Raw genomic sequence first — 26976 nt, forward strand, 5'->3', positions numbered from 1 at the left:
TGTATAAGTGGTTTGATAAAATGACGGTATTGAACATTTTGTGAATAGAAAATGGAATTGTGGATAAAAAATACCAATCTAGCATGTTGCATTCACAGAAATGGGGAGGTTTAGAAATGTCAGAAAGGTTTTTAGATAGTGTTGGTAACTTCTTTCATATTAGTTATACAGAAAATGAACGAAAACGTGATGAATATGACCGGTTATATGAATATTTAAAATCTAAGGAAATACAAGTAAGACAACGTATTGAGAAAGCAGAGTCGGCAAAGAGAAGTTATGAATCAAAAAGTAACGGCTTGCCGGCTGGGAAAATTCCAGCTCGGGAATTTGAGGATAAACGTCACCAAAAAGATGATACTTTATCTGCGCTTATGACTCATTTTCAGCATTCTTTAGATAACGTTACACATGCTAAAAGTAGAGCATACAGTAAATATTTAGAATATAAAGCAAAAGCAGTGGCAGAAGAACGGGAAGCTGCGGCAGCGAAAAAATAAATGCAAACTATGAATTTATACTGCATTTTAATAGAAACGGAGGTTTAAACATGAGCGGGAAAGAAATTGAGATTTCTGGTGAGGGAGCGGCAAATGCAATTACCTATGCACAGCAAATTGAAAATAGTGTAAAAGACTCACTCCAACAAGCAAAAGACTTACAAGCAACTGTCACAAGCTCTCATTGGAAAGGAAAAACACGAGATGCGTTTCTATCTTATTTGGAATTAATCATTCAGTTAAATGCAGATATGGCGGACGCACTTGAAGATCATACGAAAGCGTTAAAAGATCTCGACAAACATATTCATACATTCTCTAACACAAGTGAAGTACAAACGATTAAAAACCTGTAATGAATACTCCCCCACTTAACGTCGTTTGAAGTAGGGGTTTCTAACGTATCGAACATTGCTGAACGCTTAACGTTAGTGGAGTTGACACAATGGTGTGCTAAAAACACCCAACCCCTCTATCCCATTAGTCTTGCTTTTGGGACTGCGTATGAGCCTACTGCAAGATTCTTAAGAATCATCAACACGTCTTCGGCCACTTTTTAGGCTTGAACATTTTACATAGCAGAGCCAATATGTACCTGCTACAACTTCGTATGTTCAGTTTTCAAAGTACAACTTGTGCATGGGAATATCATATCATAAGAACAAATGTTTCGCCTAGCAAAAACCGAAATTCACCCCGTTACTTATTTCTGGGCTGTGCCCTTCGCGAAATTGAAGTAGGGGTACTCTTTCGGTAAAATCTGATAGAAATGAGGGATTAAACGATGCAAAATAACATAGAAAGTTTCAGTCCTTCTGAATTATATGTATTAGCTGGTGCAGCTGGAATTATCTATTTATTTGGTTTACCTGAACGGGAAAAACTCATAATGAGTGATGCCGATTGTGTAACGAAAGCAACCGAAAGCTTAAGGGAAAAAGGACTCATTATGGAAGATGGCGGACTGACAATGGCTGGATTCCAACTCATTGAATTACTGAAAGCGTATCAAGAAAGTCAGGAATATACGCGATTCAATAACCTCTTAGTAGGATTTTTACCAAATGACAAAGACCGAGTAGCTGTACTAACAGAAATAAAGCCAGATGAGAAATATGAACTCCATTACATACCGAAGCGGGATGTGTATGTATCGTTATTAGAGAGAATTCCATTTCTAATGAGAGAACCAAGAGAGAAAGATACTACGTTCTTAACAAATAAGATGACAGAGGAAGAACAGGAAACATTTGAAGAAATGGATTTATCGCAAAAAGAAATATTAGCAATAGAAACATTCAGCCGACCGCGTACAAAAAGCTTAACAGAACAAGGAAAATGGGATTGTTTCTTATACTTCACAGAGGGAGACGATTATATCCAAATTGATGTAGAACGAAAACGATATGAATGGATTAGTCTATATGCTTTAAATAAGAAAATATATGATGTGTTAAAAATGCCATATAAGAAATTTATTGATCCAAAAAGTTTATCGTTAGGAGGAATCAACTAATGCACGCACAAATGACGGATGGCAGTTCAGGAGGCGGCGGTGGCTCAGAAGTTTTAGTTAATTTCACAGAAATGGTTGATATCGCAACGCGTCTGCAAAATATTTATAATCTGTATGCTGATGGCGTAGCGAAAAATATTGATAGTCTAACAAACTGCGATTTTTATCGAAAAGGCGAAGCAACAGAAGTCATTAAGCGATACAACGAAATATTAGGAAAAACGATGGAACTCGCAGACAACTATAAACAAGCGGCACTCCTTGTGAACTATACACTAGAAGAAATGATCAAAAAGGATGAAGAATTACAAAAAATCTTAGGTACTATCGGTTAATCACTATACGGCAAAGGGGGATGAAAAAGAAATGGATGTGCATTACAAGCCAGATGCTTGGCAAGAAATGAAAGAAGGAATAGACCAAATAACAAAAGAGGCACTAATGGAATTAAAAAGTGCCAATGACCTTCTAGAAAAGATAGAGGCAAAAATACATTCTCTAGACTCCGACCGAAGTATTCACTTTCAACATACCAGTCAGCAAGGAAAAATCAATCGATTGCTTGACGACTATATCACACTAGGAAACTACTGTACAAAAGCAGGGGAAGCTGTATCGAAACATATCGATGAACCTTTTCATAAGGACATGGACAAATTTGCGGAAAAAATGAGCCATCTATCGATTCGAAACTACTCTACGAAAAATCGAATTGGCTCTACTTCTACGACAACGATGCCAAACGCACATGGTTATGGCATGCCACAAACGATTACGACGAAAAAAGATAAAATAACAGTGGACGATATTTTCAAAGACTCCGTAGCGTTTGACAAAGTTCTTCACGCACAGTATCAAGAAATAAAAAAACAAAATCCAGATGCGAAGCTAGATTACGCCGAATACCGAAAGCTTGTCCCATCCATGCGTGGATTCGAATACACATCGATCGAAGACGAACAAAAAAAATTGGAGACGTGGCGTGATCTAGCAATAGGAGCCGGACTTATCATTTTAACCATTGCTTGCCCACCGGCCGGATTAACAGCCTCAGCTCTTTATGGAGGCTTACAAATCAAGAGTGCATACGACGGAAAAGACTGGGGAACCGGCAGAAAGTTAAGCGATGCGGAACGAGCAGAGAGAGGGGTATTCGGAGCGCTCGATGCCATCCCAATTCTAGGTCAAGCGGCAAAAGGATTCAAAGGAATCGGCAGCGCTCCATCCATGGCGAAACTATCAAAAATGCAAGATGCAGGCAAAGTATTTAACCCAAATACAGGGAAAAATGTGGTACAATCGTTGCGAGATAATAGTACTTTAAAGAATGCGCTAAATACAGTGAAAAAGACGCAAATTCCAGTAGGAGTTAAGTGGGCAGATACCGGAATGGGAGTAAAACTTCCCTATGTAGAATATTCAACTGCTGGAGACGTGGCAAAAAGCTTTGGTGCAGGTAAGGATGAAGCTTATCAACTTGCGAAAGGGCATAGTGGTTCTGGAGGAAGTACGGGGGCTAGTGAGGCTGTTGAACAAAACTATGTATTGTTTAATAAAACACATGCAGGTTCTGCACCAGTACCTAAAGGAACTGGACCTAATGGTGGAAGATTACAATCTCATCATGGGGTGCAGAAACAATGGGCGATAGACAATCTTGCTAAATATGGGTATGACCCAAATTTAGCACCAACTATAACAATAGAAACTGGTAAGGGAATGCCGCATACGAGTATAAGTACAGCACAAAATGCGAGAAGAAATGCTAGAGTTGCGGAAGGTAATGGAAAGTGGAGTTCAAGCTTACAAGATGAATTACAGTATATAGTAGATGATTTGAAAAATGCAGGATTTTCTAACGATACAATAAATAGTGTTCTAGAGCAACAATATAAAATGTTAGATAAGTTGAAAGTACCATATGAAAGGGTTGTGATCAAATGAGTATATTAAATAATTTAAGTAGTAAATATAGAATAGATGCTAGTAAGTCAGCTTCAAATGAGGAAGATATAAAAAATTTAATTGAATTCTCAAAGATAGAGATTCCAGAAGATTTTCTAGAGATAATAGGAGAACTAACAGAAATAGAGATTAATGTTGATGAAGAAAAATATATTAGAATATGGGGAGCAGAGGGTTGTATAGAGATGAATGAATCATATGCGATACAGGAAAGTATCCCCAATTCACTAGCGATAGCTGATGATGAAGGTGGTAATGCATTAATATATGCTACTGGAGAAAAAGGCTTTGGATTATATGTAATAGCTTTTAATGATTTAGATGTTGATGAATTGAAATATGTATCTGATTCAATAAGTGATTTATTGATAAATGATACTGGTATAGATGTAATTAAAAAATGTTAGAATATATTTGTCAAGATATATATAGGGTACCATACTGTCAGTATCAAATGATTGTACGTACAAACTTAAAGCAGTTCATTGTCTACAATAGACGATGAGTGCTTTTTTGCGTTTTAGAGTGAAAAGAGCATTATAATTTTATAAGTGCATTAAGGGTACGGGTAATAGAGATGCTGATATTCCGCCAGCCTTCAAGCAAGAGGAATTTGCCAGTACATATGAATCAAGATTTAAGCAAACACCCGCAGAAACGAATTCAAATGTCGTTTTTGAAGGGGCTAGAGGTGAGTCTTTATGTACCCTAAAACCACCACCAGATCCTACGTTACAGAAAATCTTAAATGAAGCTGGTATTAATAGAATTGAGTATAAAAATGGAGTTCCTGATTTTTCACCTGTAGCAAAAGCACAAATTGAGGCTGATTATATGTTAGGTGGAAAAGGGTCTAAAGGAAATGCTGCTAGAGGTTATAATTTTGAGCAAGCAAATGAAAGATTAGCAAGTCAACTTAATAATTCACCAGAATTGGCACACCAATTTGGAATGGAATCTGGTGGAATTACAGCAAAAGATATAGAAAAATATCGAGTGAAAAATAAATTAACATGGCATGAGTTAAATGATGGAGTTACTATGCAACTTGTGCCAACAGAAATAAACGCCAAATTTGGACACCTTGGTGGAGTTGGTGAGATAAACGCAGGAGCCTTTGAGCCTGGAGGATTTGCAAATAAATAATAAGGAGATTTTAAAATGACAATAAATGATAAAGTTTTTGGAGAACTTGATTACCAGTATAAATGGGTAGGATACAGAACCATAAAGTTTTTAGGAAAGGACACAGAGATAGCATTATTAGTAGGAGGTACAGAAGATGGGGATTTTGATGAAGGGCAATATGTAGCATATAATTCATTAATGGATAATTGGGAAAAAATCCAACATAACATATTACAACCAATTTTAGATTATTATAAAGAAAAAAGGCATGAGCTTGGTTATGATGTTGCATTTAATGAAGACTACCCATTAATTGAAACAGTTGATCAATTAATAGAACATATAACATTAGTAGGTATTTCTGTTCCGTATGATTTCCTTCGCGATGGACGTGATATAGGAGTATCATTTGACTGTTCGTGGGATGAGGAAAATGGTTTAGGGGTTCGTCTTATAAATGAAAAAGTAGATGAAGTAGGTTATCAAGACGTTGCAATTTAAATATCACTATTACACATAAAAGATTAGTTTGTTTTGGAAGTTAATAGCAAAAAACAGCAGAGATAAATACTAAATCTCTGCTGTTTTTTTATATGCAAATGGAAAAATTAATCGTGAAGGTTATTTCTATCGTACATACTATTTAATTGATTTGAAAATGTAGTTTGTTGTAATATGCGGAAATCAAAAAGCATATCAGCTTGACAGAAAAATGGCCGAGTGTGTTAAGCATGTATTAGCTTTACCTTCAGGGGCTACGAACCAGCTGGAAACGGTACATTGGCAGCGAAGCAAGCTGGAGGACCAGGAAGGGTTACCGAATGGGTCAATAAGCATCATACGGAGAGTAGTAAGATTATAGATGATAAGATAAAGAGTGTAGAAGGTTCTCTTGCTAAGGGTACGGGTAATAAAATAGATTCTGATACAATAAAAAAATATATTAGAGATATAGAAGGACGAACAGGTAGAGAGTTACCTAAAAACCAAATAGAGAAGTTGAAGGAAGCTTTAAGAAATAAAGAATATGAAAAAATGTCACCAATAGAAACAGCTAAGCATAGGGCAGAATTTGACAAAGTAAAAAATAAAGTAATTAAAGAATGGGAAGAAAATACTGGGCAAAAGTGGCCTGTGTATAATGAAAATGTTATTTCAGAAAAAACAGGTAAAATAATTAGGAAACAAGGAGATAAGTATGATGCTCATCATATAATTGAAAATACTTTTGGAGGAGAACATGAATGGTGGAATATGCATCCTGCAAAATTCCCAAATGAGCATCAAGCTGGTATTCATGGAAAAGGTTCACCAGCAAATACACTATTTAAAGGAGGTAAAAAATAATGAGCTATGAATTTATTAAGGCAAACCAAGAAAATAGTTTTTATCCAGTGACTGAAAACGAAATAAAAGAGGTTGAGAAGGAACTCGATTTAAAATTTCCTAAGGAGTTAGTTAATTTTTATATAGAGGTTGGTTACGGATTTATTAAAGGTTCAGAGTTTAATATTAATCGTATTATGGACCCTTATTCGGTAAGAGATTTTCGATTAAGAGTTAATGATTTTGAGTTTTATCCCGACATAGAAATCTATGATGAATTTGAGAATAACAAACTAATATTTTTTGAAGGCAGCGAATCAGCTTTAATGTCAATAGAATTGAATGAAAATAATAGAAGTGCAGTTTACTATTATGATATTCAAATTGCGACTTCTCTTGAAGAATTTTTAAGAAAGATAGAAGAAAATGATAAATATTACTTGGAGTTACTAGCTGATTAAAGGACGATAATAAAACTCATACCTTGAATGGTTTTACGCTTTTCAAGGTTTTTTGTTTAAGTAGGAAAGGAAAGTTAATGGGAGAAATATAAGGTAAACAAATAAATAATTTATGGAAAGGACAACATAGTTGACGGTATCCAGAAATTCAAAACTTATGATGGTTGTACCATCAAGGTATATTGTTTTAATACTTAGTTTGTAAAAATAATATGTTAAATAGGCGAGATGACATTTTACTGGGCGAAGAATATAAACACATGGAATGTATATTAAATTAACGAACTCGCACAAACTCGTAAGTTTTAACGTAACACTTGTCACGACATATAAAAGGTTTCATACTGTTACTACAAAACTTACAAATTTAATGCTACTTAAAAACATATGAACTTAAAGCACTTCATTGTCAACTAAAGGTAACGAGTGCTTTTTGCATTTTAGAATGAAAGGTGGAATAAATTCACTACCTAAAGGTTTAAGATAAGTGGATGTTACTATAATTTGTATATAGGGGGGAGTCGTTATGGAAAATCCAGGCGTAATGTCTTTATGGATAGGCAATTTTGGAATTAAGCAAAATCTAAAAGAATATGTTGAAATTAAGTTTGATGAAGTTGGAGATAGAATTCCATCTAAGTTCATGAGAGATTTTAATATTGATTTTATTGATTATAACCAAGATTTATTAGAGAGCACCTTTATAGAGGATTCCGCTACATCTTTGACCTTGCTTTTACGTGGTTCCTCTTACGAAGCAGAAATTTTACCACAATTTGTTGAACATTACGGAGAAGAATTACCAGAAAGCTATGATTCTGTTATTAGATTATATGATTTTGAGTACGATGGAGATATAGATGAAGTTAAATTTAAAAGTGGAAATTTAATTTATATGGGGTCAGTTGTATACGAGGAATGGGATGAATAGTTTAAAATGTATAGGTATAATTGATTGAGATACTACTTGTCACGACATATAAAAGATGTTATACGGTCACTCTAACATGATAAAAAAGCCATTTAAAAACACATGAACTTAAGCACTTGATTGTTTACGATAGGCAACAAGTGCTTTTTATTTTAAGATTACAACATAGGGTACGGAAGAAGGTTTACGAAGTAAATAGGGGGATGCATATGAGCAAGAATATAAATTTAATGAATGATATTTGGTATGGGGATGTGCTAGATAAAAATGAAGTTGTAAAAGCAAAGGAATTATTAACACAAGTAACCTCTGAAAACGATTGTGTGCTATTGATTAATGAATTGCTAAAAGTGGGTGATTTTTCAGTCAAAAAACTTTTAATAGAGTTGCTTAACTCTACTGATGAGGAGAGTGTTTTGAATTTATGTATCAGATTATTTTGTTCTATTGCAACTCATAAAGACTTATTGGAAGTTAATAATTTTAATTTCTTATCTGATGCATCCGAAGATACTGCTTGGACTTTTGCCTCTTGTTCCCTAGATGTCATGTCATATAATGTTATCCCTTTTTTACTAGCTTTATTAGAAGAGTGGGAAGATACAAATGTAGAGGAAGTTATTAGAAATTCTCTTGAAATATATCTAAAATACGAGAGACTATTAGGTGAAAACGCTTCGGTTGAAGAAATTGGAGAGCACTATATTAAAGTAATTGAAGAAATAAATCCCAAAGACTATTATTACTTTAGAAAACCTGCTTTTCCAGGAGATTTAGCAAAAGAATTAATTGAGACATCTATTAGTTCTTTAAATACTGGAAAAGTGTTAGGAATTGATATGTCGCCAACATTATTATCAACATGGAGTGGTATAAAGTGCCCAGTAAGCTATAAAGATGTTATAGATGAAACAAAATATCTAAAAGTTATAGCTTATGTTAAAACTTTATCTAATATGGAATGGCAAGCGGGAAGAAAATATTTTTATGGAATGCTAATTGATTAATTTTATCTATTTTGTTGTTAGGTTTTGAACGGAAAAGAATGTTTTATAACTATAAGATTAAAATAAGTGACGTGCACGGCATATTAAAAATGCTTTTGGCTTTGTGCATGAATTTTAAATAATATAATCTCAATTCAGATTGTAGGGGAAAATCCCTTTTGTAATTTGATGAATGAGTATAATTTACATCACTGCATAATACAGAATATGGTTTCTTGTATTGTTAAATGTAAAAAAGAAAATTCACTTTGAAGATTTAATTCATTGAACTGCACCCCAATTGTTAGACAAAGTCTAACAATTGGGGTGCAGTTCAATTTATATAATAGGTTTAAGAATATGCTAATAAGAAAGAGAGATAAGATTCTGGTCCTTTCAGCTGGTGTAGGAATTAGTTGGATGGGATTGACTATAGAAATATAAAATAGTACAAAATTTTAAGTTGAATTTTCATAATTATTATTTTTAAATTTTGTCCGAAGTTAGTATGGTCATATGGAGGGATTACTAAGTTAAGTCATAGATTCCAAGAAGGAAGAGTCTGTATGACGAATAAAAAATTAATGAGAAATATAATAATAAAAAACAAAACGGATGGGCTATTTTAAAAGGAGGGTAGTAAGTGATTGAGAAAATTGACCATATCGGAATTGCGGTACAATCTATAGAATCAGTTTTGCCATTTTATACAGAGATATTAAAATTGAAACTTTTAGGAATAGAAGAAGTACAATCTCAACAAGTAAAAGTAGCTTTTTTAGTAGTAGGAGAAAGTAAACTAGAATTGTTAGAGCCACTAAGTAACAAAAGTGCAATTGCACAATTTATTCAAAAACGTGGTGAGGGTATTCATCATATAGCATTTGGAGTCCAATCGATTAAACAAAGAATTCAGTATATAAAGCAAAATGGAATACAGATGATTGATGAATTACCTCGAACTGGTGCACAAGGCGCGCAAATTGCTTTTATTCATCCAAAATCAACATATGGTACATTGTACGAATTATGTGATGAAAACTCCCGCCACTTATCTCCTTCGGATCTTGAAGTGGGGGTTTCTCGTGTATCACCTTCAAAAGATGCTTAACACGAGTGGAGTTGACACAGCTGCCTGATGGCACAACCCCTCTATTCCATCGGCAAACGCCTTTGGAACTGCTTTTTTTAAGATGTTATAGGAACCATTCACATCTGCGTTTAGTAGAAGATTCTCTTTCGTACGATACAATCCACGTGTAATCCGTTTTCCACTGAATAGAGGAATGTTTTTCCCACCGTAATTGGGGATTGCATCATTGTCTAGAAAGGATGCTTTACTTGTATACGATTCCTCCACTACTTGTACAGTAATACCTTGTCGATTCGCCTTATAGGTGATCATTTCAATGAATAGATTATGTGGGATATGACAGAAGGATTGATTCTGTTTTTTCCCCATATCACTGTTTTGTTTCCATGATGTATTTTTCCCAATCACAATCATAGAGATCTCATGTTGAATTGCCAGCTGAACAATGTGATAACTCATTTTATGAAAGAGATCTTTTATCTTGAGAAACCGTTTTTCGTGAAGCCTTTCTAACCGCTTTGATGTGTGTGGTTCTTCTTTTGGTTCTTTTCCATGACGAAGAATCCCCAGTAAATGAGCCTTTTGCTTGTTGTAGTATTGATTAATGCTTTTGATGACATTGCCTTTTACTAACACAGGATTGGCCCCTGTATTCGTTGTGATAGTTGCAATGTTATTAATTCCTAAATCAATACTCATGTAGCGGTGATTGTCTACATACTCAGGTGATAGCTCAGATTGTTCTGTCACAATTTCCACCTTAAACTTCCCATAAGCAGGAGAAACACGTACCTCTTTGAGATTGCCAATCCGCCCAAACAATTTACCGATATTTAATTTTATGCTTGTTTTTGGAAAACGAATGTACTTCTCTTGGAGTTTACATACTTGATTCGTGAATACAATTTCTTTCATAGGTGATTTAATATATTTGGGAATGCGAGGTCTGCCCGTAAAAGTGGAAGGATGTTTTTGGTATGCCTTGATGGAAGCGAAGAATGATTTCCAGTTTTGATATAGCTTCTTCATAACTGCTTGATTCGTTTGCGCTGGCAAGTTCATATAATCTTGTTGTTTCATTGTTTTAAATAAGCAATCTAAGAAATGATACGATAGGAACGATTTCTCTTTTGTCGGTAATATAAACAAGTTACATTTTATGTCTTTCTGTTCTTTAACAGGTTTTTCTTTCTGTTTTTGCACACGTTTTTGGTACGCACGAAGTTGATTTTCATTCATGGTTTCGATGTACATTTGTAATGTATGGAGGACCTCTTGTTGAAGTGGCTGTAATGGTTGATCAGTACGTAAGGCCGTATACACTTGGCGAATATAGAAGTTTGTTGTATTGTAGAGATTTTTTGCATTTTGGCACATGTCTAGGAAGTAAGAGTATAACTTATGACCTTTCTTGATCCAAATTTGATAGGTTGCATATTCCTTTTCTTTCGTCATCATTTTCACCCCCTTCTTTCCTTCATGATACTACAAAACACCAAAAAAGAACATATATTCGTATTGGTGTGAAAATATTTTTACAAATGCGACGGCAATTCATCCCCACCTTAAACTGGACTATGCCCTACACGTTTTGAAGGTGGGGTTTTCTTGCCAATTTTCGATAAAATTTATAAACTTGAAACCATTTAAAAATACATGAACTTAAAGCACTTGATTGTCTCCTATAGGCAACAAGTGCTTTTTATTTTAAGATTACAACATAGGGTACGGGAAAGGATGGAACAGCTTGCTACTAAGCCACCACACTCGCCTATTCCAGAGAAATGGATAAAAAAAGATGAGGATGGAACTTAGGTATATACAAATAAGAAAGGACAAACCGTGAGCTATCCTGATTTCACACAATATGCATACTCTACTGTTAAACTAGTAGAAACTGAAATTGCAAGTCCAACGAATTTAGCGTACTTTGTTCATTCTTTTTTAGCTTCCAATTCATTTTGCATGCGTTGTTTAAATTCTTTTGGAGAGCATTGATTATACCTTTTAAAAAGCTTATAGAACTGAGCCATGTTAGAGATACCAACCTCATAACCTACATTTGTAATACTAAGATCACTTGTCATTAATAAACATTCAGCTTTTTTTATTCGCTTATAATTAACGTAATCAATAAATGAAGTACCGATAACTTTTTTGAAGTACTTTATAAAATAATGGTAGCTGAGTCCTAGTAATGAGCAAGCTTCTTCTACAGTAATCTTATCTTCCAAATGTTTGTCTACGTATTCAAGAACTGGCCGCAAGCGGTTCAGACCAATTCCCTCTGTATAGTTTAATATGTTGCGTGTATCATTTCTTAAGAGTAATAGCATCATTCGCTTAATCGCAGAACTAATGGCAATTTCATATCCTCTCATTTGTGTTTGTGACTCCTGAAAGATTTCCATGATTAGAGTATATATTTCATCTCTTACAGTTTGTTTTTCTTCAAAAATATAGTTTATTTCATTCAAAGGTTTTGTTTGTTCAGAGAAACAGTATATGTATGGCATGATACTTTCATCGAAGTGTTTCCCTAAATCGATTTGAAACACTACATATCGTAAATCGTCCATCAGCGGTTTATGAGAACGATGTGGTTGGGACGCCCCTAAAACGATGACATCGCCAGGGCCCATTACAACATACTCGTTTTTACTTTGTATCCCCAAATTTCCTTCAACGACGGCAATAAATTCTACTTCTTTATGATAATGCCAAGGGTGTTTCTCTATCGTACTGAAATGATGTTTTTTCATATTAATTTCCCATATTTTTAGAAACAGCAACGGATTTTGATAAATGACTTTTTCATTAATCACTTCTAAATCGTTTTTTATTAAAGTCATACGCAATTTCTCCCCTTTAGAACATGCCACTTTTGTAAATAAAACATATCATAATTCTTCTTATTTTCTCTTTCGATTTTTAATAACCAAAAAAATGATGACACTTTTGAATAAAAAGACAGCTAAATTAAGCATATCCTTCATTCCTTATCTTTTCTATACTAATCACAAATAAATAAAAAAAGGGGTGTTGTCACAATGTTAAAAGTAACTGTATGGAATGAAAATCGACACGAACAAATAAATCCTGTTGTAAGTGAAATATATCCGAATGGGATTCATGGTACAATTGCAGAATTTTTAACGAAAGCAGGATTCGAGGTGAAAACGGCTACTTTAGATGAGCCAGAACATGGATTAACAGATGAAGTATTACATCAAACGGATGTATTAGTATGGTGGGGACATATGGCACATGAAGAAGTCGCAGATGAAATCGTTGAAAAAGTAAAACAACGTGTATTAGGTGGAATGGGATTAATTGTTTTGCATTCAGGTCATTTCTCGAAGATTTTCAAAACGTTAATGGGTACAAGCTGCGATTTAAAATGGCGTGAAGCGGATGAAAAAGAACGTTTATGGGTTATAGAGCCAAGTCATCCAATTGCAGAAGGGATTTCAGAGTTTATTGAACTTGAACGTGAAGAAATGTACGGTGAGCATTTTGACATTCCAGCACCGGATGAATTGGTATTTACAAGCTGGTTTGAAGGCGGAGAAGTTTTTAGAAGCGGCTGCACATATAAAAGAGGGAACGGCAAAGTGTTCTATTTTAGACCAGGACATGAAACGTACCCAACGTACCATAATAAGGAGATTCAACGCGTGATCATAAATGCAATTCAATGGGCAAAGCCAGTAGAAAGAAAACGCCCTGTCTACGGTAATGCCAAGCCGCTTGAACAAATTGCTGTAAAAACGAATAAGTAAATTGAAACAAAGGGGATAAAGGTCATGGAGAAAATAAAAGTAGCGGTTATTGGTTGTGGAAGTATTGCAAAGTATCGTCATTTACCAGAATATACATTCAATGAAAATGTAGAACTAGTCGCAGTTTGTGATGTAAATGAAGAACGTGTAAATTGCGTAGCAAAGCAATATGGCGCAAAAGCGTATACAAATTACGAAGAGCTGTTAGCCAGCGGCACTGTGGACGCGGTGAGTGTATGTACACCAAACTATCTACATGCGCCTATTTCGATTGCAGCTTTAAACAGCGGTGTTCATGTATTATGTGAAAAACCGATGGCCACATCAGAAGAAGAGGCAAAAGCAATGATTGAAGCAGCTAAAACAAACGGTAAAAAACTAATGATTGGACACAATCAGCGCTTTGTCGCATCTCATCAAAAGGCTCGTGAGCTGATTAAAAATGGTGAAATAGGCAAAGTATATAGCTTCCGCACAGCTTTTGGCCATAGTGGACCGGAAGGGTGGAGCGCGGACGGTAAAGAAAGCTGGTTCTTTAAAAAAGAAGAAGCGCTTATTGGGGCGATGGGAGACCTAGGCGTTCACAAAACAGATTTACTTCGTTACTTACTCGGAGAAGAATTTGTAGAAGTTGGAGCATTTGTTGAAAGTCATGCAAAAGATTTCGCTGATGTTGATGATAACGCAGTATGTGTATTAAAAACGGAAAGTGGTGTCATTGGAACACTTGCAGCAAGCTGGGCTTATACGGGGAAAGAAGACAACTCAACGATTATTTATGGTGAAAAAGCAATTCTTCGTCTAGAAGAACATCCAATTTATTCATTAATTGTTCAATATGCGACAGGAGAAGTTGTCAATTATGAGCTAGGGAAAATTCAGTCGAATGAGGAAGGCGGACAAAGTAACTCTCACGTGATTGAAGAGTTTATACAAGCAATTTTGCATGATGAAGAACCAGCTGTTCCAGGTGAAGAAGGGTTAAAATCTCTTGCTGTCATTTTAGCAGCTTTACAATCAAGCAAAACAAAACAAATTAGACGTGTATAAGAGGTGAATACCGTGAGAATCGGCATAATTGGAGCAGGGGGAATTGCCACCGGGCGGCATATTCCAGCGTTTAAACAGCTAGGTGATGAATGCGTTATTTGGGGTGTGAGCGATATTAATAGTAAAAGAGCGAGAGAGGTTGCGAACGAGTATCATATCCCGCATGTATTTGCTAATTATAAAGATATGCTTACAGAAGTAGATGCTGTATGTATTTGTACGCCAAATGCATTCCATGCTGAAATTGCGATTGCAACTTTGCAAGCAGGCGTTCATGTATTATGCGAGAAACCAATGGCACTGTCTAAGCAGCAGTGCGAAGAGATGCTGGAAGCTTCCCAAAAAGCAGATAGAAAACTAGCAATTGCCTATCATTATCGTTTTATGAAAGAAGCACAAGCCGCAAAAAGAATGATGACAGAAGTAGGCCGTCCTCTCGTAGCGCGCGTAAAAGCGATGCGGCGCCGCAAAGTTCCTGGGTGGGGAGTATTTACGAATAAAGAACTGCAAGGCGGAGGAAGTTTAATAGATTATGGCTGCCATTTACTTGATTTATCTCTTTGGCTAATGGGAAACCCAAAACATACAGCCGTTCTTGGCAGTGCGTACAACGAATTAAGTAAAACACCGAATCAGTTAAATCAATGGGGAACATTTGATCATGAGACATTTCATGTGGATGATCATGTAACCGCTTATATGAAATTCGAAAACGGTGCTTCATTGCTGCTCGAAACGTCTTGGTCTGCCAATATTGAAGCTGACGAAGAACATGTTAGCATTTCCGGAGTAGACGGAGGGATTAACGTTTTTCCACTTGAACTTTACAAAGCGAAAAACGGCATGTTGATGAACAGTACGGCAGCTTGGATAGAGGGAGAAGAGGATTATAGTTTCATGCAGGCTAAAAACTTCATTGATGCCTGCAAAGGAAATGCTGAGTTAGTAGTGAAACCGGAAGAAGCGCTGCAAGTATCAGCTATTATCGATGAAATATATGACACTAGTAAAACAGGGGGGAAATAAAATGAAACTAGGTGTATTTACTGTGTTATTTGCAGATCATTCATTTGAAGAGATGTTAGATAAAGTAAAAGCAGCAGGTCTTCACGCTGTTGAAATTGGAACAGGCTGCTATCCTGGAAATCATCATTGCCCGCTAGATGAACTGCTTGAAGATAAGGACAAAAGAGAAGCTTATCTTAAAAAAGTAACAGACCGAGGGCTAATCATTAGTGCATTTAGCTGTCACGGCAATCCAATCTCACCGGAAGAAGGATTTGCGAAAGAGTCTGACGATACACTTCGTAAAACAATTCAATTAGCGTCGCTATTAAACGTGCCGGTCGTAAACTGTTTTTCTGGAACAGCAGGGGATCACGAGGGAGCGAAATATCCAAACTGGCCTGTTACCCCGTGGCCAAATGAATATGCGGATGTATTAACTTGGCAGTGGGAACATAAGCTCCTCCCTTATTGGAAAGAGCTCGGAGAATACGCAGAAAAACATAACGTGAAAATTGGTTTAGAATTGCACGGCGGATTTTTAGTGCACACACCGTATACATTATTAAAACTTCGTGAAAAAACAAGCAAAGCAATCGGCGCCAACTTAGATCCAAGTCATCTATGGTGGCAAGGCATCGACCCTGTCGGAGCCATTAAAATTTTAGCGAAAGAAAATGCGATTCATCATTTTCATGCAAAGGACACTTACTTAGATCAAGATAATATTAATATGTATGGCCTAACAGATATGCAGCCGTATGGAGAAGTACAAACGCGCGCGTGGACATTTCGATCAGTCGGATGCGGCCATGATATGAAAGAGTGGTCAAATATGATGAGTGCACTTCGCACGTACGGATATGACTACGTAATAAGCATCGAACATGAAGATCCAATCATGTCGATTGAAGAAGGATTTAAACGTGCGGTTACAAATCTGCAAAGTGTATTAATAGAAGAAACACCGTCGCAAATGTGGTGGGTGTAAGTGGTGAAATGGGGGAATGTGCAATAAGATTTTAAAGTACCCCCCAGTGATTTATGAGAACTATATGAATATGAAAGGGATAATGACACTTATACGTCGTTATCCCTCTTTTTTTATGCGTACTGTAAATTTTCGAGCTTTTAAAATTGATGAACGTAGAGGTGTAAATACTCTAAAAATTTTTTAATGACATTTATCCGTGAACTATCTTTTGAATATATCCATCCAAACGAAATTGTAGCTGGTTCGTAATCAATTAAAGGAATAGGGACAATATTTCCGTTTTCTACATAGGGGTCGTTTCTTAACATGAAATCTGTTAACAGGCTGACAGCGAGCCCCTCTGAAACAGTTTTTTTGATCACTTCAGAATTGTTAGAAGTAAATAGAATATTCATAGACCCATATTTCTTTTCAAATTGTCGAATAGACGTCTCCCAATTATGACCACCATATAAGACAAACGGATAATCTAACATCTCTTGAATTTTCAATTTACTACTGAAAGCTAGCGGAGAATCTTTATGCACGCAAGCTCTCATCTCTCCTCGAAATAGAGGTTGAAAAATAAGGTGATCTTGTGAATTCAGTAACGATTGTTCGTTTAATATAATTAACCCAAGATCCATTTTATGTTGCTTAACATCTTCAATAATTTCTTTTCCTCCCATTTCTTTGATAGAAATTTTCACCTGCGGACAGTCATTTTTAAACATAGATAATGTTTTAGGTAATAAGGTCATAAATAAACTAGGTATAGCTGCAATTTTTAATTCTCCCGTATATAGAGAGGTTAAAGATTGCGCTTCTCCTTTTAGTTCTTCCACCTTTTTTATAATTTCAAGTGCTTTTCTAATAATGTTCTTACCCTCTTCAGTTGGGGTAGTACCCAAACGAGATCGGACAAATAATTTCACACCTAATTCCTTTTCAAGTAAAGAAATAGATTGACTCACTGCAGCTTGTGAAACGTGTAGATTCTGCGCTGCAAGTGAGATAGATTGAGTTCTTGATACTTCTTTTACATATTCCATTTGTTCAAGGTTCATTTTAAGCTCCTTTTATATAAGTATTGCTTATATAAATATCATAAATAGATATTATCCATCACAAATGATGATGTTATATACTCTCATTACATGCTTTTGAAAGTTAAAAATGGACTCTTTAAGAAACAAGGAGGTTTTGACATTGCGGTATTTCATAATAACAATTTTAGCAGGTTTTTTGTATTCGTTGATGTCTGTTTTTATAAAAATGGCCTATGCATATGCAAATGAACCAACTATTACCTTTTTTCGCTTTTTTTCAGCTCTAGCCATGCTTGTCCCTATTTACTTTGTAACAGGGAGGCCAAAAATTAAAACAAGCGTTCCTTTGCTGCACTTATTAAGAGGTTTCTTTGGATTTTTAATGTTTACCTTGTATACGATCTCATTGCAATTTATACCGGTAGAGAATGCTTTAGCACTTAATTCTACTTATCCTTTTTTCATCCCGCTTATTTTATTTTTATTCTTTAAAGAAAAGATTGCAAAACACGTACTCTTAGGGGTTCTTGTAGGTTTTGTAGGAGTTTATATTACGATCAATCCAAATACTACTGGCTATCTGAATTTAGCTTCTATCTTAGCTTTATTGTCCGCTGTTTGTTCAGCCGCCTCAAACGTTACTATAAGAACGCTACGTAGAACTGAAAACAGCTTTAGTATTGTCTTTTATTTTTTTATCTTTTCTACTGTAATATCATTCTTTTATATGATAAGCACCGAACAACACTTCAATATGAAAGGGATTTGGTTGTTATTAGGTATAGCCTTTACGAGTGTAGCGTCTCAACAGTGCCTATCCTACGTCTTAAAATATCTACATCCTAATATGGTCTCATCATTGATGTATAGTTCAGTAATATTTGGATTTCTGTTTTCTTGGTTATTTTGGGGGAAGATACCAAGTGGTATGCAATTAATAGGAGTGCTTCTCATTATAGTAGGAGGTTTAATAATATTTGAAAGACATCGTATTGTTTTAAAGCAATCGCTTAAGAATATATCTTAGAATTAATGTTCTCTGTACAAATGTGTATTTACTGATATTTGCTAGTAGTACCTTTTAACAGGTTAAAAAAGAAAGCAGGTTCGGCCTGCTTCTTCTTTTTCATAAATTGAGAAGTATGATAATCGCAACCTTTAGCCATAATTACAACTAAAGGTTTTTTAGTATAAAAAATGAAACAAAATAAAAAATTACAAGGAGACAATTTTATGGAAAATAATAAAAATGCAACACTCGCTTTTATTGTTTTAGCTTTAGGTTTAGTGTTTTTTGTTGGGGGCATGGTTTATTCAATATGGTGGTCATTTTGAATAGTTAAATGCACAAAATACTTGTTTTAGGGTGATTTCAAGTCTTTAACTTGAGGGGTATGCGTCAGTACCCCTATAAGAAAAGGCACTCGAATGAGCGCCTTAGAATCTAGGTTTAGTTAAGTTAACTTCTTCTTTTGGTTGTTCTACTGGCACAGCCTGTGGTTGTGCAACAGTTGGATTTGCAGCAGCTGCCGCTTGTAAGTTTTGTAGAGCAGTAGCATCGATTGTCACATTAACATTGTTATTATTTACGTTAGTACTGCTCGCTTGCGCACTTGCTTGACGTGCCATGAACATAGCATTCTTATAGTCTACCCGTCCACTTAACAAGAATAGATCGATAACCCATAAGAAACCAAATCCACCAATTGTAAGTAAATTAAGTATACCCATACCGATATCTCCTACATAGAAACGTCCAGCTCCTAACCAACCTAAGAAAATATGTAGCAAATATGCAACACCTTTAGACTTCATTTGATTCTCTCCTTTTTTAATTGAAAAAATGTAAGATTTCTAAATTAGAATAACAGAGTGTTTATATATTGTCGAATTTTATCGAATAAAAACAAAGAAAAGAGAGCAGTAGCTCTCATTGGTTTAATTGGTAAAATCATGTAAAATCTTATCATTAGATATTGGAAAACTTCTCTTTTATGATGAAATCAACAGAAACACAACATTATATTTTCATCATAGAATATCATTGTTTTTCCGAAACATTTCCGCATACAAAGATACTTGTCAGGCGAATTTGCCTTGCTGACGGCCGTCTTCTAGTTCTTCATATGCTCTTTAATATCGCTTAATAAAGCTAATAATTCGTCTTTCTCATCGTTCTGGAAGCCGATAAGATCGTCTGTGGACGTTAGATGAGGAACAAATCGCGACTGCGTTAACAGACTATTCCGCACACGAATTGACTGTTACTCCTAGTATGTTAGTCGAAAAAGAATTGGAACTCAATGAATGGAGTTTTGTTCATACCACACAGGGTGAGAAGGGCTGGGTACCTAATAGAGTATTAGCTATATTAGATGATAACCCTTCAGTTATACTAGAATAGCTATTATTAATTATTCGCTATCCGAAAATGAAACAACTTAGAACTTCATTTAAGATAATTTGTAAACAGTGTTACATATCCTTCTACAAAATAAGGAATGGTAATAATGAACAAAATACAAGGTAGGGGGATAATCATGCATAAGGATTTTCAAGATAACTTCATTCGAATTCATATGTTATATCACGCAAATGAACAAAGCATTTCAACTAACCAAATGAAACAGGAACTTGAAAAACATGGGTACCAAGTTAGTGAAAATGAAATACAACAACAGTTACAGCATTTAGCTAGCGAACAATTTTTAACATCCTCTCAAGAATCAACTTATTCCATTACTTCAAATGGAAAGCAGGAGTTGAAAGATGTACAAAACAAGTTGAAAATACTGGATGAAGAAGTATTACACTAAAAAAGAGCCAATTAAGGCTCTTTTTTTAGGAAGACATTCTTACGAATAGTTACTCCCTGTTCTCTTCTTACAAAAGGTATTAGATTAAGCGATTGTAATAAAAAGAGGATGTACGCCCTCATATGAATTGAATCCCGAATTATGGACACTTTGAAAAAATTCATGATTCAGGGGTTTTTTATTTGGTGGGTATTCATTTGAGTGATATGTGGGAAATGATTGAATTTATATATAAATGGTGAAAAAAGAAAGTAGACATCTAATATGAATAATATAGTAATCTTTACATGTATATCCAAGTAAGGTCGGTTAAAGGATGGCGCGGTGTATTTGAAGCTGCGATTGCAATCTCTGGAATCCGTTCATTTAGCTAAATTATTTTACGGTATGTAAGAATATTAAACGAAAAGGGGAGAATTCAAAGAGCCATGGTAATCTTTATGTTCGCAGCGTTTCTATTTATGTTTTTAAGCATAGGGGCAACGATTTATGTTGCAGTAAACTATTCTAAAATAAAAGGGAGAACTGGGGAGAAAAAAGTTCAGAAATACTTATCTAAACTAGATTCGAAAGAATATTTTGTTATGCATGATATCACTTTGAGAACAGAAAAGGGAAAAACGACGCAAATTGATCATATTGTTATATCACGAGCGGGTATTTTTGTCATAGAAACAAAGAATTATAACGGTTGGATATTTGGAAACGAACGGGATCCGAAATGGACGCAAGTTATTTTTAAAAAGAAAGAAAAGTTTCATAATCCCGTTTGGCAAAATTACGGCCATATTAAAGCGATACAGTATGTATTGAATAATGAGGATATTCCATTCATTTCCCTAATAACATTCAGTCATTCGAGTAAGTTGAAAAAGATTAACGTTACTTCTTCTTACGTATATGCCGTCTATTTTTATGAAGTAGTTACCTATATTCGCAATCATATAGAACAAATTCTTTCACCAAGTCAAATGAACGAAATCTATCATAAACTTCAGCAAGCTAATATCACTGACAAGAATATAAAAAAACAGCACGTAGAAAACATTCGGACGAACAAGCAAGACGCAAAACGAAAGGTTCAGAATTACATTTGCCAAGGTGTAATGGAAATTTAGTCCAACGAAAAGGTTCAAAAGGGGCTTTTTTAGGGTGTAGTAATTTTCTTTCTTGTCGGTATACGGCGCAGTTGTCCTTAGGGAAAAGGAAGGTGAATTGAACGAATTTTTGTGAGTACATTCGAAATTCAGTACTCGAAAATGAAAAGAATAGAGTAATAGAAAGATAAGTGAAACTCCAACTTGGCAGAAGTAAGTTGGAGTTTTTTTATTCAATATAATGATGCATACTACTTTCACATTACTATTAGAAAAACAGTAGATAAATCACAAATAATAAGAGAAATTTTTAGCATCTATGGACATCGTATCAATACTCTTTTTTACCAAATACAATCCCATACTTCTTCATCTTCTTATACAAATTCGCTCGTGACATTCCTAATTTTTTTGCAGCGATGCTTTTGTTCCCATAGGTGTTTTGAAGGGTTTGTAGAATGCGAGTTTTTTCTAGACTTTCTTTCTCATCGGTAAGTGAAAGGACAGCTTGGCCAACCGGTTGTGAAAAGGCTTTTGTTTGTGTTAATAACCGGAGAATGTCTGGTTCACATATTTTACTGCCTTCGTGAAGTACAATGAGTCTTTCCGTGATATTACGTAACTCGCGAATGTTGCCTGGCCAAGAATAGTTATTTAATAGTTTCGTTGCTTCTTGATGAATGAAAGGAACTGGCTTGTTATATTTGAAAGAAAATTCTTTTAAGAAATGGTGAGTTAAGTAAGCAATGTCATCCATTCGTTCCCGAAGCGGAGGGATGCATGTACTAAATACGTTTAGCCGGTAAAATAAATCAGATCGAAATATTCCGCTTGCCACCATATCTTCTAATATACGATTTGTTGCGGCTATAATTCTTACGTTAATTTTCTTTGGTGTTTGTCCGCCGATTCGATAAATCTCTTTTTCTTGCAAAGCCCTTAGTAGTTTAACTTGCATATCAAGTGGAAGTTCTCCGACTTCATCTAAAAATAAGGTACCTCCATCTGCTAATTCTAGTTTTCCTAGTTTTCCTCCTTTTGCAGCTCCGGTATATGCTCCCGATTCATAACCAAATAATTCACTCTCAAACAAAGCATTCGGGATGGCACCGCAATTAATAGGAATAAATGCTTTTTTGCTTCTGGAACTTGCTTCATGGATGGCTTGTGCAAACAGCTCTTTCCCAACACCGCTTTCCCCAGTAATTAAAATGGTTGCATCTGTATTCGCTACTTTTTTCATATCATGAATAATATGCTGGATTGTTGCATTGTTTCCTTTTATATTGCTGAATGGATCGTCTCTATTATTTTGAATGATTTGTTGCTTTAGTTGCTGCAGTTCTTCAGATGTAGAGGATAACTTTTCGTTTAATTTAATCGTAGCGGTGATATCTTTTTCAACGGACATAGAGCCAATTAGTTCATTGTTTTCATTATAAATCGGGGTTGTACTAATCAGCACATGCTTATCTGGACGCGGGAGGTGATAGAGATCTCGAACCGGTTGCTGGCTCTCGAGAACTTTTAGATTCATAATATCTTCCTTTAAAAAGAATTCTTGAACATTCCTTCCGATAATATCCTCTTTCTTTATGTCATACATTTTTTCTGCTGCTTCATTCCAATAAAGCATTACTCCCTCCGTATCTACAATAGAAATAGCTTCCTCTACAGAAGAGAGCAGTGTATGTAATGTAGGAATCGCAAAGACATCAGTTTGGTTCAAACATATCACCTCTTTTATAGTTTAGTGTAAAAGAAAGTAGACATTAGTAGACAAATTTGTTGCCAAAAGGATACATCTTTTTTGAAAAAATGTAAACATAATTAACTGAATATTAATAAAATTGCATGTTATGGAGATTGGCACGGTACTTGCTAATAAAAAAGTAAGGCACTTTTAAAATACCAAGCGTCTCATATGAGAGTACAAATAACGGAGGGACAAGAAATGAATATTAGCAAAATGTACACAACAATTGATGCACATGTAGCGGGAGAACCGTTACGTATTATTACAGGCGGATTACCGGTGATAAAAGGAAACACACAATTAGAAAGACGAGCTTATTGTATGGAGCACTTGGATCATCTTCGTGAAGTTTTGATGTATGAACCGAGAGGACATCATGGTATGTACGGTTGTATTATTACGCCGCCTGCAAGTCCCCATGCCGATTTTGGGGTATTGTTTATGCATAATGAAGGCTGGAGTACAATGTGCGGCCATGGAATTGTTGCTGTAATCACAGTAGGAATTGAAACTGGCATGTTTGAAGTGACAGGAGAAGAACAAAAATTCATTATTGATAGCCCGGCAGGAGAGGTTATCGCGTATGCAAAATATAGTGGAAACCAAGTGGAATCCGTGACATTTGAAAATGTTCCTTCTTTCGTTTACAAGAAAGATGTTCCTGTAAAAATTGATGGCTATGAATTTCAAGTAGACATTGCTTTTGGCGGAGCTTTCTATGCTGTTGTAGACAGTAAAGAATTTGGCTTAAAAGTAAACTTTAAAGATTTATCTGCTATTCAAACATGGGGCGGGAAAATTAAACATTACATTGAAAGTCAAATGGAAGTAAAACATCCTCTCGAAGAAGATTTAAAAGAAATATACGGCGTTATCTTTTCAGATGAACCAAATGGAAAAGATGCGACGTTACGAAATGTAACTATTTTTGCGGATGGGCAAGTAGATCGCTCTCCTTGCGGCACGGGTACTTCAGCTAGACTTGCAACACTTGTTGAAAATGGGATTCTACAAGAAGGCGGAAGTTTCGTCCATGAATGCATTACTGACGGACAATTTGTTGGAGAAGTGTTGTCATCGTCAAAAGTAGGTGAATATGAGGCAATCATTCCAAAAGTGACTGGTCAGGCATTTATTACAGGATTCCACCAATTTGTGATGGATCCAAGGGATCCGTTAAAACAAGGCTTTTTATTGGCGTAATGTTTGGAGTTGTTTTCTATTTAGAAAACAACTCTTCTTGTAAGGGGGAACGAATTACAAAGGGGGTACTCAGGATGAAGTGGTGGAGGAAACAGAATTTACCTATAAAAATTTTAATAGGGGCATTGATTGGGATTTTACTAGGAATAACTTTGGGACCGAAAGTTGTCGTTTTAAAACCAATTGGTGATATCTTTATCCGTTTATTACAAATGATTATCGTGCCACTGACGTTTTTAAGTATTGTATCGGGAATTGCCCAGTTAGAAAATCCGAAAATGTTAAAATCAATCGGGGTTAGAATTTTCATTTATTATGGAGTAACCGCCATATTGGCGACAAGCATTGGTGTAGCAATGGCCTTTCTCATTAACCCTGGCAAAGGAGTAGCGGGTCTTCTTGAGAGCGGGAAGGAGTTTAAGGCAGAAAAGTTTAATTTTATAGATAACATCACCCAGTGGTTTCCTTCGAACGTCATTCAAGCGGCTGCAGAAACGAATATGCTTCAAATTATTATCTTCGCCATTTTTGTCGGTATAGCACTGATTTTACTTGGAGATCAAACAAAAGGAATTCGTAAATTAGCCCATGAAGGATCGACATTGATGATTAAAATTGCTGAACTCGTTATTGGATTTGCCCCTTACGGCATTATGGCACTAATCGCTAATGTTGTCGGCACATTTGGAGCTGACATGCTTACGGCAGTCGTTAGCTATGTAGTAGCCGATTTCTTGTCGTTACTGCTTATTTTGTTGGTTATGTACCCAATTATATTGAAAACGTTTGGGAAGATTAGTCCAATCCATTTTTACAAACAAGTGAGCCCAGCTATGCTTGTAGCTGCCAGTACAACATCAAGCAGCGCTACGCTTCCTGTAACGATGGGGGTAGCCCAAAAAAGACTTCATATATCTGAGCAAATAGCTGGTTTTACAATTCCGCTCGGTGCTACAGTTAATATGAATGGATTATCTGCAGCCCTAGGTGTTCTAGCAATTTTTGCATTAAACTTGTACGGCGTCCCGATTACGTTCGGTCTTATTGTACAAACTGTATTTCTAGGGATCGTACTTGCGGCGGGATGTGCAGGAGTAAAAGGCGCAGATGTCATTACTGCGACCATTTTGCTTTCCACGTTAGGACTTCCTCTTACAGTTATTCCTATAATTGCTGCTGTTTCTCCACTTGTAGATATGGGACACACAGTTGTAAATATTACAGGAGACCTAGTAGGAGCACAGTTCGTGAATAAAAATATGGCATCTGAATTTTCAAGTGAAGTATTAGAGAAAGACTCAGGAAAGGACGAGGTAATATGTTAGTCATAAATGCAGCTGAACAAAGAAGTTTAGTAGATATGAATGAAGTAATTGAATATGCAGCAATTGCTTTAAAAGAGTTTTCTGCAGAAAGAACGATCACTCCGATTCGCTACTCTTTGCCATTTTCTAATTCACAAAATACCGCATTAATGATGCCTTCAGTAGCTGAAGGCCTTGGTGCACTTGGATTAAAAGTAGTAACAGTAGCGCCAAACAATCCTAAAATAGGAAAGAAAACAATCAACGGCGTTGTCATGCTATCTGATTTTCAAACAGGAGAACCGCTCGCCCTTTTAGAAGGTTCATATTTAACGATGATTCGAACGGGAGCCTTATCCGGTGTAGCGACAAAATACTTAGCTCGCCAAAATGCGAAAAACTTATGCATCATCGGCACAGGGGAACAAGCGAAAGGACTTGCTGAGGCCATGCTCGCTGTGCGAGACATTGAAAACATTATGCTCTATAACCGAACAGAACAAAAAGCTGCCGAGTTCGCCGAGTATATTAAGGAGAAATTCAATAAACCTGTCTACATATACGCAGATGCGAATGAAGCAGTACGCGAAGCAGATATCGTTGTCACAACAACGAACTCCTTAACACCAGTTTTCACAGACACATTAAAACCTGGCGTTCACGTAAATGCTGTTGGTTCATTCCGGCCGACGATGCAAGAACTACCGTCTCATGTCATTTCCTCAGCTCACAAAGTAGTAGTCGAATCAAAAGAAGCGGCACTAGAAGAAACCGGTGACCTGCAAATTCCAATACAAGAAGGAGTTTTCAAAGAAAGCGATATTCACGCAGAACTCGGACAAATTATAAGCGGTGAACGAACTGGCAGGGAAAGCGATCAAGAAATTACCGTATTTAAATCTGTTGGACTGGCCGTTGTGGATATTGTGGTGGCGAAGTATTTTTATGAGAAAGCTATCAAGAATAAGGTGGGGACTAGGGTTGAGTTGTGAAGTGTAGCTGGAAAAATTTTATCATCGTAACAACGAGGGAAGC

The 26976-nt window shown here is 35.8% G+C and carries 28 protein-coding genes and 1 pseudogene; 24 read left to right on the plus strand and 5 right to left on the minus strand.

Annotated features, from left to right (window positions below; genetic code table 11):
- Window positions 1-116: 116 nt before the first annotated feature.
- From NKR74_RS04330 to mce, 13 genes and pseudogenes are all read left to right on the plus strand, one after another.
- Window positions 117-500: a hypothetical protein gene (locus NKR74_RS04330; RefSeq protein ID WP_253628724.1), complete on the plus strand. Its 384-nt coding sequence runs from the start codon at window positions 117-119 to the stop codon at window positions 498-500.
- A 50-nt stretch (window positions 501-550) separates the two neighbouring features.
- On the plus strand, window positions 551-856 hold the full coding sequence (locus NKR74_RS04335) for a WXG100 family type VII secretion target (protein WP_253628725.1): 306 nt from the start codon (window positions 551-553) through the stop codon (window positions 854-856).
- A 428-nt stretch (window positions 857-1284) separates the two neighbouring features.
- Window positions 1285-2016, plus strand: a complete 732-nt coding sequence (locus tag NKR74_RS04340; RefSeq protein WP_253628726.1) for a DUF5081 family protein — start codon at window positions 1285-1287, stop codon at window positions 2014-2016.
- Window positions 2016-2351: a hypothetical protein gene (locus NKR74_RS04345; RefSeq protein ID WP_253628727.1), complete on the plus strand. Its 336-nt coding sequence runs from the start codon at window positions 2016-2018 to the stop codon at window positions 2349-2351. The genes NKR74_RS04340 and NKR74_RS04345 overlap by 1 nt, the downstream gene beginning before the upstream one ends.
- A gap of 31 nt (window positions 2352-2382) precedes the next feature.
- On the plus strand, window positions 2383-3960 hold the full coding sequence (locus NKR74_RS04350) for a hypothetical protein (protein ID WP_253628728.1): 1578 nt from the start codon (window positions 2383-2385) through the stop codon (window positions 3958-3960).
- Window positions 3957-4388: an SMI1/KNR4 family protein gene (locus NKR74_RS04355; protein ID WP_253628729.1), complete on the plus strand. Its 432-nt coding sequence runs from the start codon at window positions 3957-3959 to the stop codon at window positions 4386-4388. The genes NKR74_RS04350 and NKR74_RS04355 overlap by 4 nt, the downstream gene beginning before the upstream one ends.
- A gap of 361 nt (window positions 4389-4749) precedes the next feature.
- Window positions 4750-5127: an HNH endonuclease gene (locus tag NKR74_RS04360; RefSeq protein ID WP_309247646.1), complete on the plus strand. Its 378-nt coding sequence runs from the start codon at window positions 4750-4752 to the stop codon at window positions 5125-5127.
- Between the two features lie 15 nt (window positions 5128-5142).
- Window positions 5143-5610: a DUF6985 domain-containing protein gene (locus tag NKR74_RS04365; protein ID WP_253628730.1), complete on the plus strand. Its 468-nt coding sequence runs from the start codon at window positions 5143-5145 to the stop codon at window positions 5608-5610.
- 399 nt (window positions 5611-6009) lie between these two features.
- Window positions 6010-6456 (plus strand): annotated as a pseudogene (locus tag NKR74_RS04370) (LXG family T7SS effector ribonuclease toxin YxiD); the annotation flags it as partial.
- Window positions 6456-6896 carry an SMI1/KNR4 family protein gene (locus tag NKR74_RS04375; RefSeq protein ID WP_253628731.1) on the plus strand — a complete coding sequence of 147 codons (441 nt, stop codon included), beginning with the start codon at window positions 6456-6458 and terminating at the stop codon, window positions 6894-6896. The pseudogene NKR74_RS04370 and the gene NKR74_RS04375, both read left to right, overlap by 1 nt.
- Window positions 6897-7422: 526 nt before the next feature.
- Window positions 7423-7827, plus strand: a complete 405-nt coding sequence (locus NKR74_RS04380) for an immunity 22 family protein (RefSeq protein WP_253628732.1) — start codon at window positions 7423-7425, stop codon at window positions 7825-7827.
- A 209-nt stretch (window positions 7828-8036) separates the two neighbouring features.
- Window positions 8037-8834: an Imm47 family immunity protein gene (imm47, locus tag NKR74_RS04385; protein WP_253628733.1), complete on the plus strand. Its 798-nt coding sequence runs from the start codon at window positions 8037-8039 to the stop codon at window positions 8832-8834.
- 622 nt (window positions 8835-9456) lie between these two features.
- Window positions 9457-9924: a methylmalonyl-CoA epimerase gene (gene mce / locus NKR74_RS04390; RefSeq protein WP_230574244.1), complete on the plus strand. Its 468-nt coding sequence runs from the start codon at window positions 9457-9459 to the stop codon at window positions 9922-9924.
- On the opposite strand, the gene NKR74_RS04395 is transcribed toward mce, so the two are convergent.
- Together NKR74_RS04395 and NKR74_RS04400 are read right to left on the minus strand one after the other, a co-directional pair.
- Window positions 9910-11361, minus strand: a complete 1452-nt coding sequence (locus NKR74_RS04395; protein ID WP_253628734.1) for an RNA-guided endonuclease InsQ/TnpB family protein — start codon at window positions 11359-11361, stop codon at window positions 9910-9912. The two genes, mce and NKR74_RS04395, sit on opposite strands and share 15 nt — an antisense overlap.
- 479 nt (window positions 11362-11840) lie before the next feature.
- The gene (locus tag NKR74_RS04400; protein ID WP_253628735.1) at window positions 11841-12758 is read right to left on the minus strand and encodes an AraC family transcriptional regulator; all 918 of its coding nucleotides are present in this window, start codon (window positions 12756-12758) and stop codon (window positions 11841-11843) included.
- Between the two features lie 198 nt (window positions 12759-12956).
- On the opposite strand from NKR74_RS04400, the gene NKR74_RS04405 reads away from it, so the two are divergent.
- The 4 genes from NKR74_RS04405 to NKR74_RS04420 are packed head-to-tail and all read left to right on the plus strand — an operon-like array spanning window position 12957 to window position 16734.
- Window positions 12957-13688 (plus strand): ThuA domain-containing protein, encoded by a 732-nt coding sequence (locus tag NKR74_RS04405; protein WP_253628736.1) that lies wholly within the window; start codon window positions 12957-12959, stop codon window positions 13686-13688.
- Between the two features lie 24 nt (window positions 13689-13712).
- Window positions 13713-14738 carry a Gfo/Idh/MocA family protein gene (locus tag NKR74_RS04410; RefSeq protein WP_253628737.1) on the plus strand — a complete coding sequence of 342 codons (1026 nt, stop codon included), beginning with the start codon at window positions 13713-13715 and terminating at the stop codon, window positions 14736-14738.
- A gap of 12 nt (window positions 14739-14750) precedes the next feature.
- Window positions 14751-15764, plus strand: coding sequence for a Gfo/Idh/MocA family protein (locus tag NKR74_RS04415; protein WP_253628738.1), 1014 nt, complete (start codon window positions 14751-14753; stop codon window positions 15762-15764).
- Between the two features lies 1 nt (window position 15765).
- Window positions 15766-16734, plus strand: coding sequence for a sugar phosphate isomerase/epimerase family protein (locus NKR74_RS04420; RefSeq protein WP_253628739.1), 969 nt, complete (start codon window positions 15766-15768; stop codon window positions 16732-16734).
- 140 nt (window positions 16735-16874) lie between these two features.
- Here NKR74_RS04420 and NKR74_RS04425 read toward each other — a convergent pair whose 3' ends face one another.
- Window positions 16875-17783: a LysR family transcriptional regulator gene (locus NKR74_RS04425; protein WP_253628740.1), complete on the minus strand. Its 909-nt coding sequence runs from the start codon at window positions 17781-17783 to the stop codon at window positions 16875-16877.
- 142 nt (window positions 17784-17925) lie between these two features.
- Here NKR74_RS04425 and NKR74_RS04430 point away from each other — a divergent pair, with 142 nt between their 5' ends.
- Window positions 17926-18792 (plus strand): DMT family transporter, encoded by an 867-nt coding sequence (locus tag NKR74_RS04430; protein WP_253628741.1) that lies wholly within the window; start codon window positions 17926-17928, stop codon window positions 18790-18792.
- A 410-nt stretch (window positions 18793-19202) separates the two neighbouring features.
- On the opposite strand, the gene NKR74_RS04435 is transcribed toward NKR74_RS04430, so the two are convergent.
- Window positions 19203-19580: a TM2 domain-containing protein gene (locus tag NKR74_RS04435; protein WP_253628742.1), complete on the minus strand. Its 378-nt coding sequence runs from the start codon at window positions 19578-19580 to the stop codon at window positions 19203-19205.
- 725 nt (window positions 19581-20305) lie between these two features.
- On the opposite strand from NKR74_RS04435, the gene NKR74_RS04440 reads away from it, so the two are divergent.
- From NKR74_RS04440 to NKR74_RS24040, 3 genes are all read left to right on the plus strand, one after another.
- Window positions 20306-20581 (plus strand): winged-helix domain-containing protein, encoded by a 276-nt coding sequence (locus NKR74_RS04440; protein WP_253628743.1) that lies wholly within the window; start codon window positions 20306-20308, stop codon window positions 20579-20581.
- Between the two features lie 428 nt (window positions 20582-21009).
- Window positions 21010-21699, plus strand: a complete 690-nt coding sequence (locus NKR74_RS04445) for a nuclease-related domain-containing protein (protein ID WP_253628744.1) — start codon at window positions 21010-21012, stop codon at window positions 21697-21699.
- The gene (locus NKR74_RS24040; protein WP_375337646.1) at window positions 21675-21800 is read left to right on the plus strand and encodes a topoisomerase DNA-binding C4 zinc finger domain-containing protein; all 126 of its coding nucleotides are present in this window, start codon (window positions 21675-21677) and stop codon (window positions 21798-21800) included. The genes NKR74_RS04445 and NKR74_RS24040 overlap by 25 nt, the downstream gene beginning before the upstream one ends.
- A 209-nt stretch (window positions 21801-22009) precedes the next feature.
- Here the strand turns inward: NKR74_RS24040 and NKR74_RS04450 are convergent, their stop codons facing one another.
- On the minus strand, window positions 22010-23407 hold the full coding sequence (locus NKR74_RS04450) for a sigma-54 interaction domain-containing protein (RefSeq protein WP_253628745.1): 1398 nt from the start codon (window positions 23405-23407) through the stop codon (window positions 22010-22012).
- A gap of 225 nt (window positions 23408-23632) precedes the next feature.
- On the opposite strand from NKR74_RS04450, the gene NKR74_RS04455 reads away from it, so the two are divergent.
- The 3 genes from NKR74_RS04455 to NKR74_RS04465 all read left to right on the plus strand — a co-directional run bounded on the left by NKR74_RS04455 (window position 23633) and on the right by NKR74_RS04465 (window position 26933).
- A complete protein-coding gene (locus tag NKR74_RS04455; RefSeq protein ID WP_253628746.1) occupies window positions 23633-24637 on the plus strand; it encodes a proline racemase family protein in 1005 nt (334 codons plus the stop codon).
- A 74-nt stretch (window positions 24638-24711) separates the two neighbouring features.
- A complete protein-coding gene (locus NKR74_RS04460) occupies window positions 24712-25962 on the plus strand; it encodes a dicarboxylate/amino acid:cation symporter (protein WP_253628747.1) in 1251 nt (416 codons plus the stop codon).
- Window positions 25956-26933, plus strand: coding sequence for an ornithine cyclodeaminase family protein (locus NKR74_RS04465; protein WP_253628748.1), 978 nt, complete (start codon window positions 25956-25958; stop codon window positions 26931-26933). The genes NKR74_RS04460 and NKR74_RS04465 overlap by 7 nt, the downstream gene beginning before the upstream one ends.
- Window positions 26934-26976: the final 43 nt, after the last annotated feature.

Origin of the sequence: Bacillus sp. 3103sda1 (assembly GCF_024159135.1) — a bacterium.
GTDB classification, from domain to species: domain Bacteria; phylum Bacillota; class Bacilli; order Bacillales; family Bacillaceae_G; genus Bacillus_A; species Bacillus_A rhizoplanae.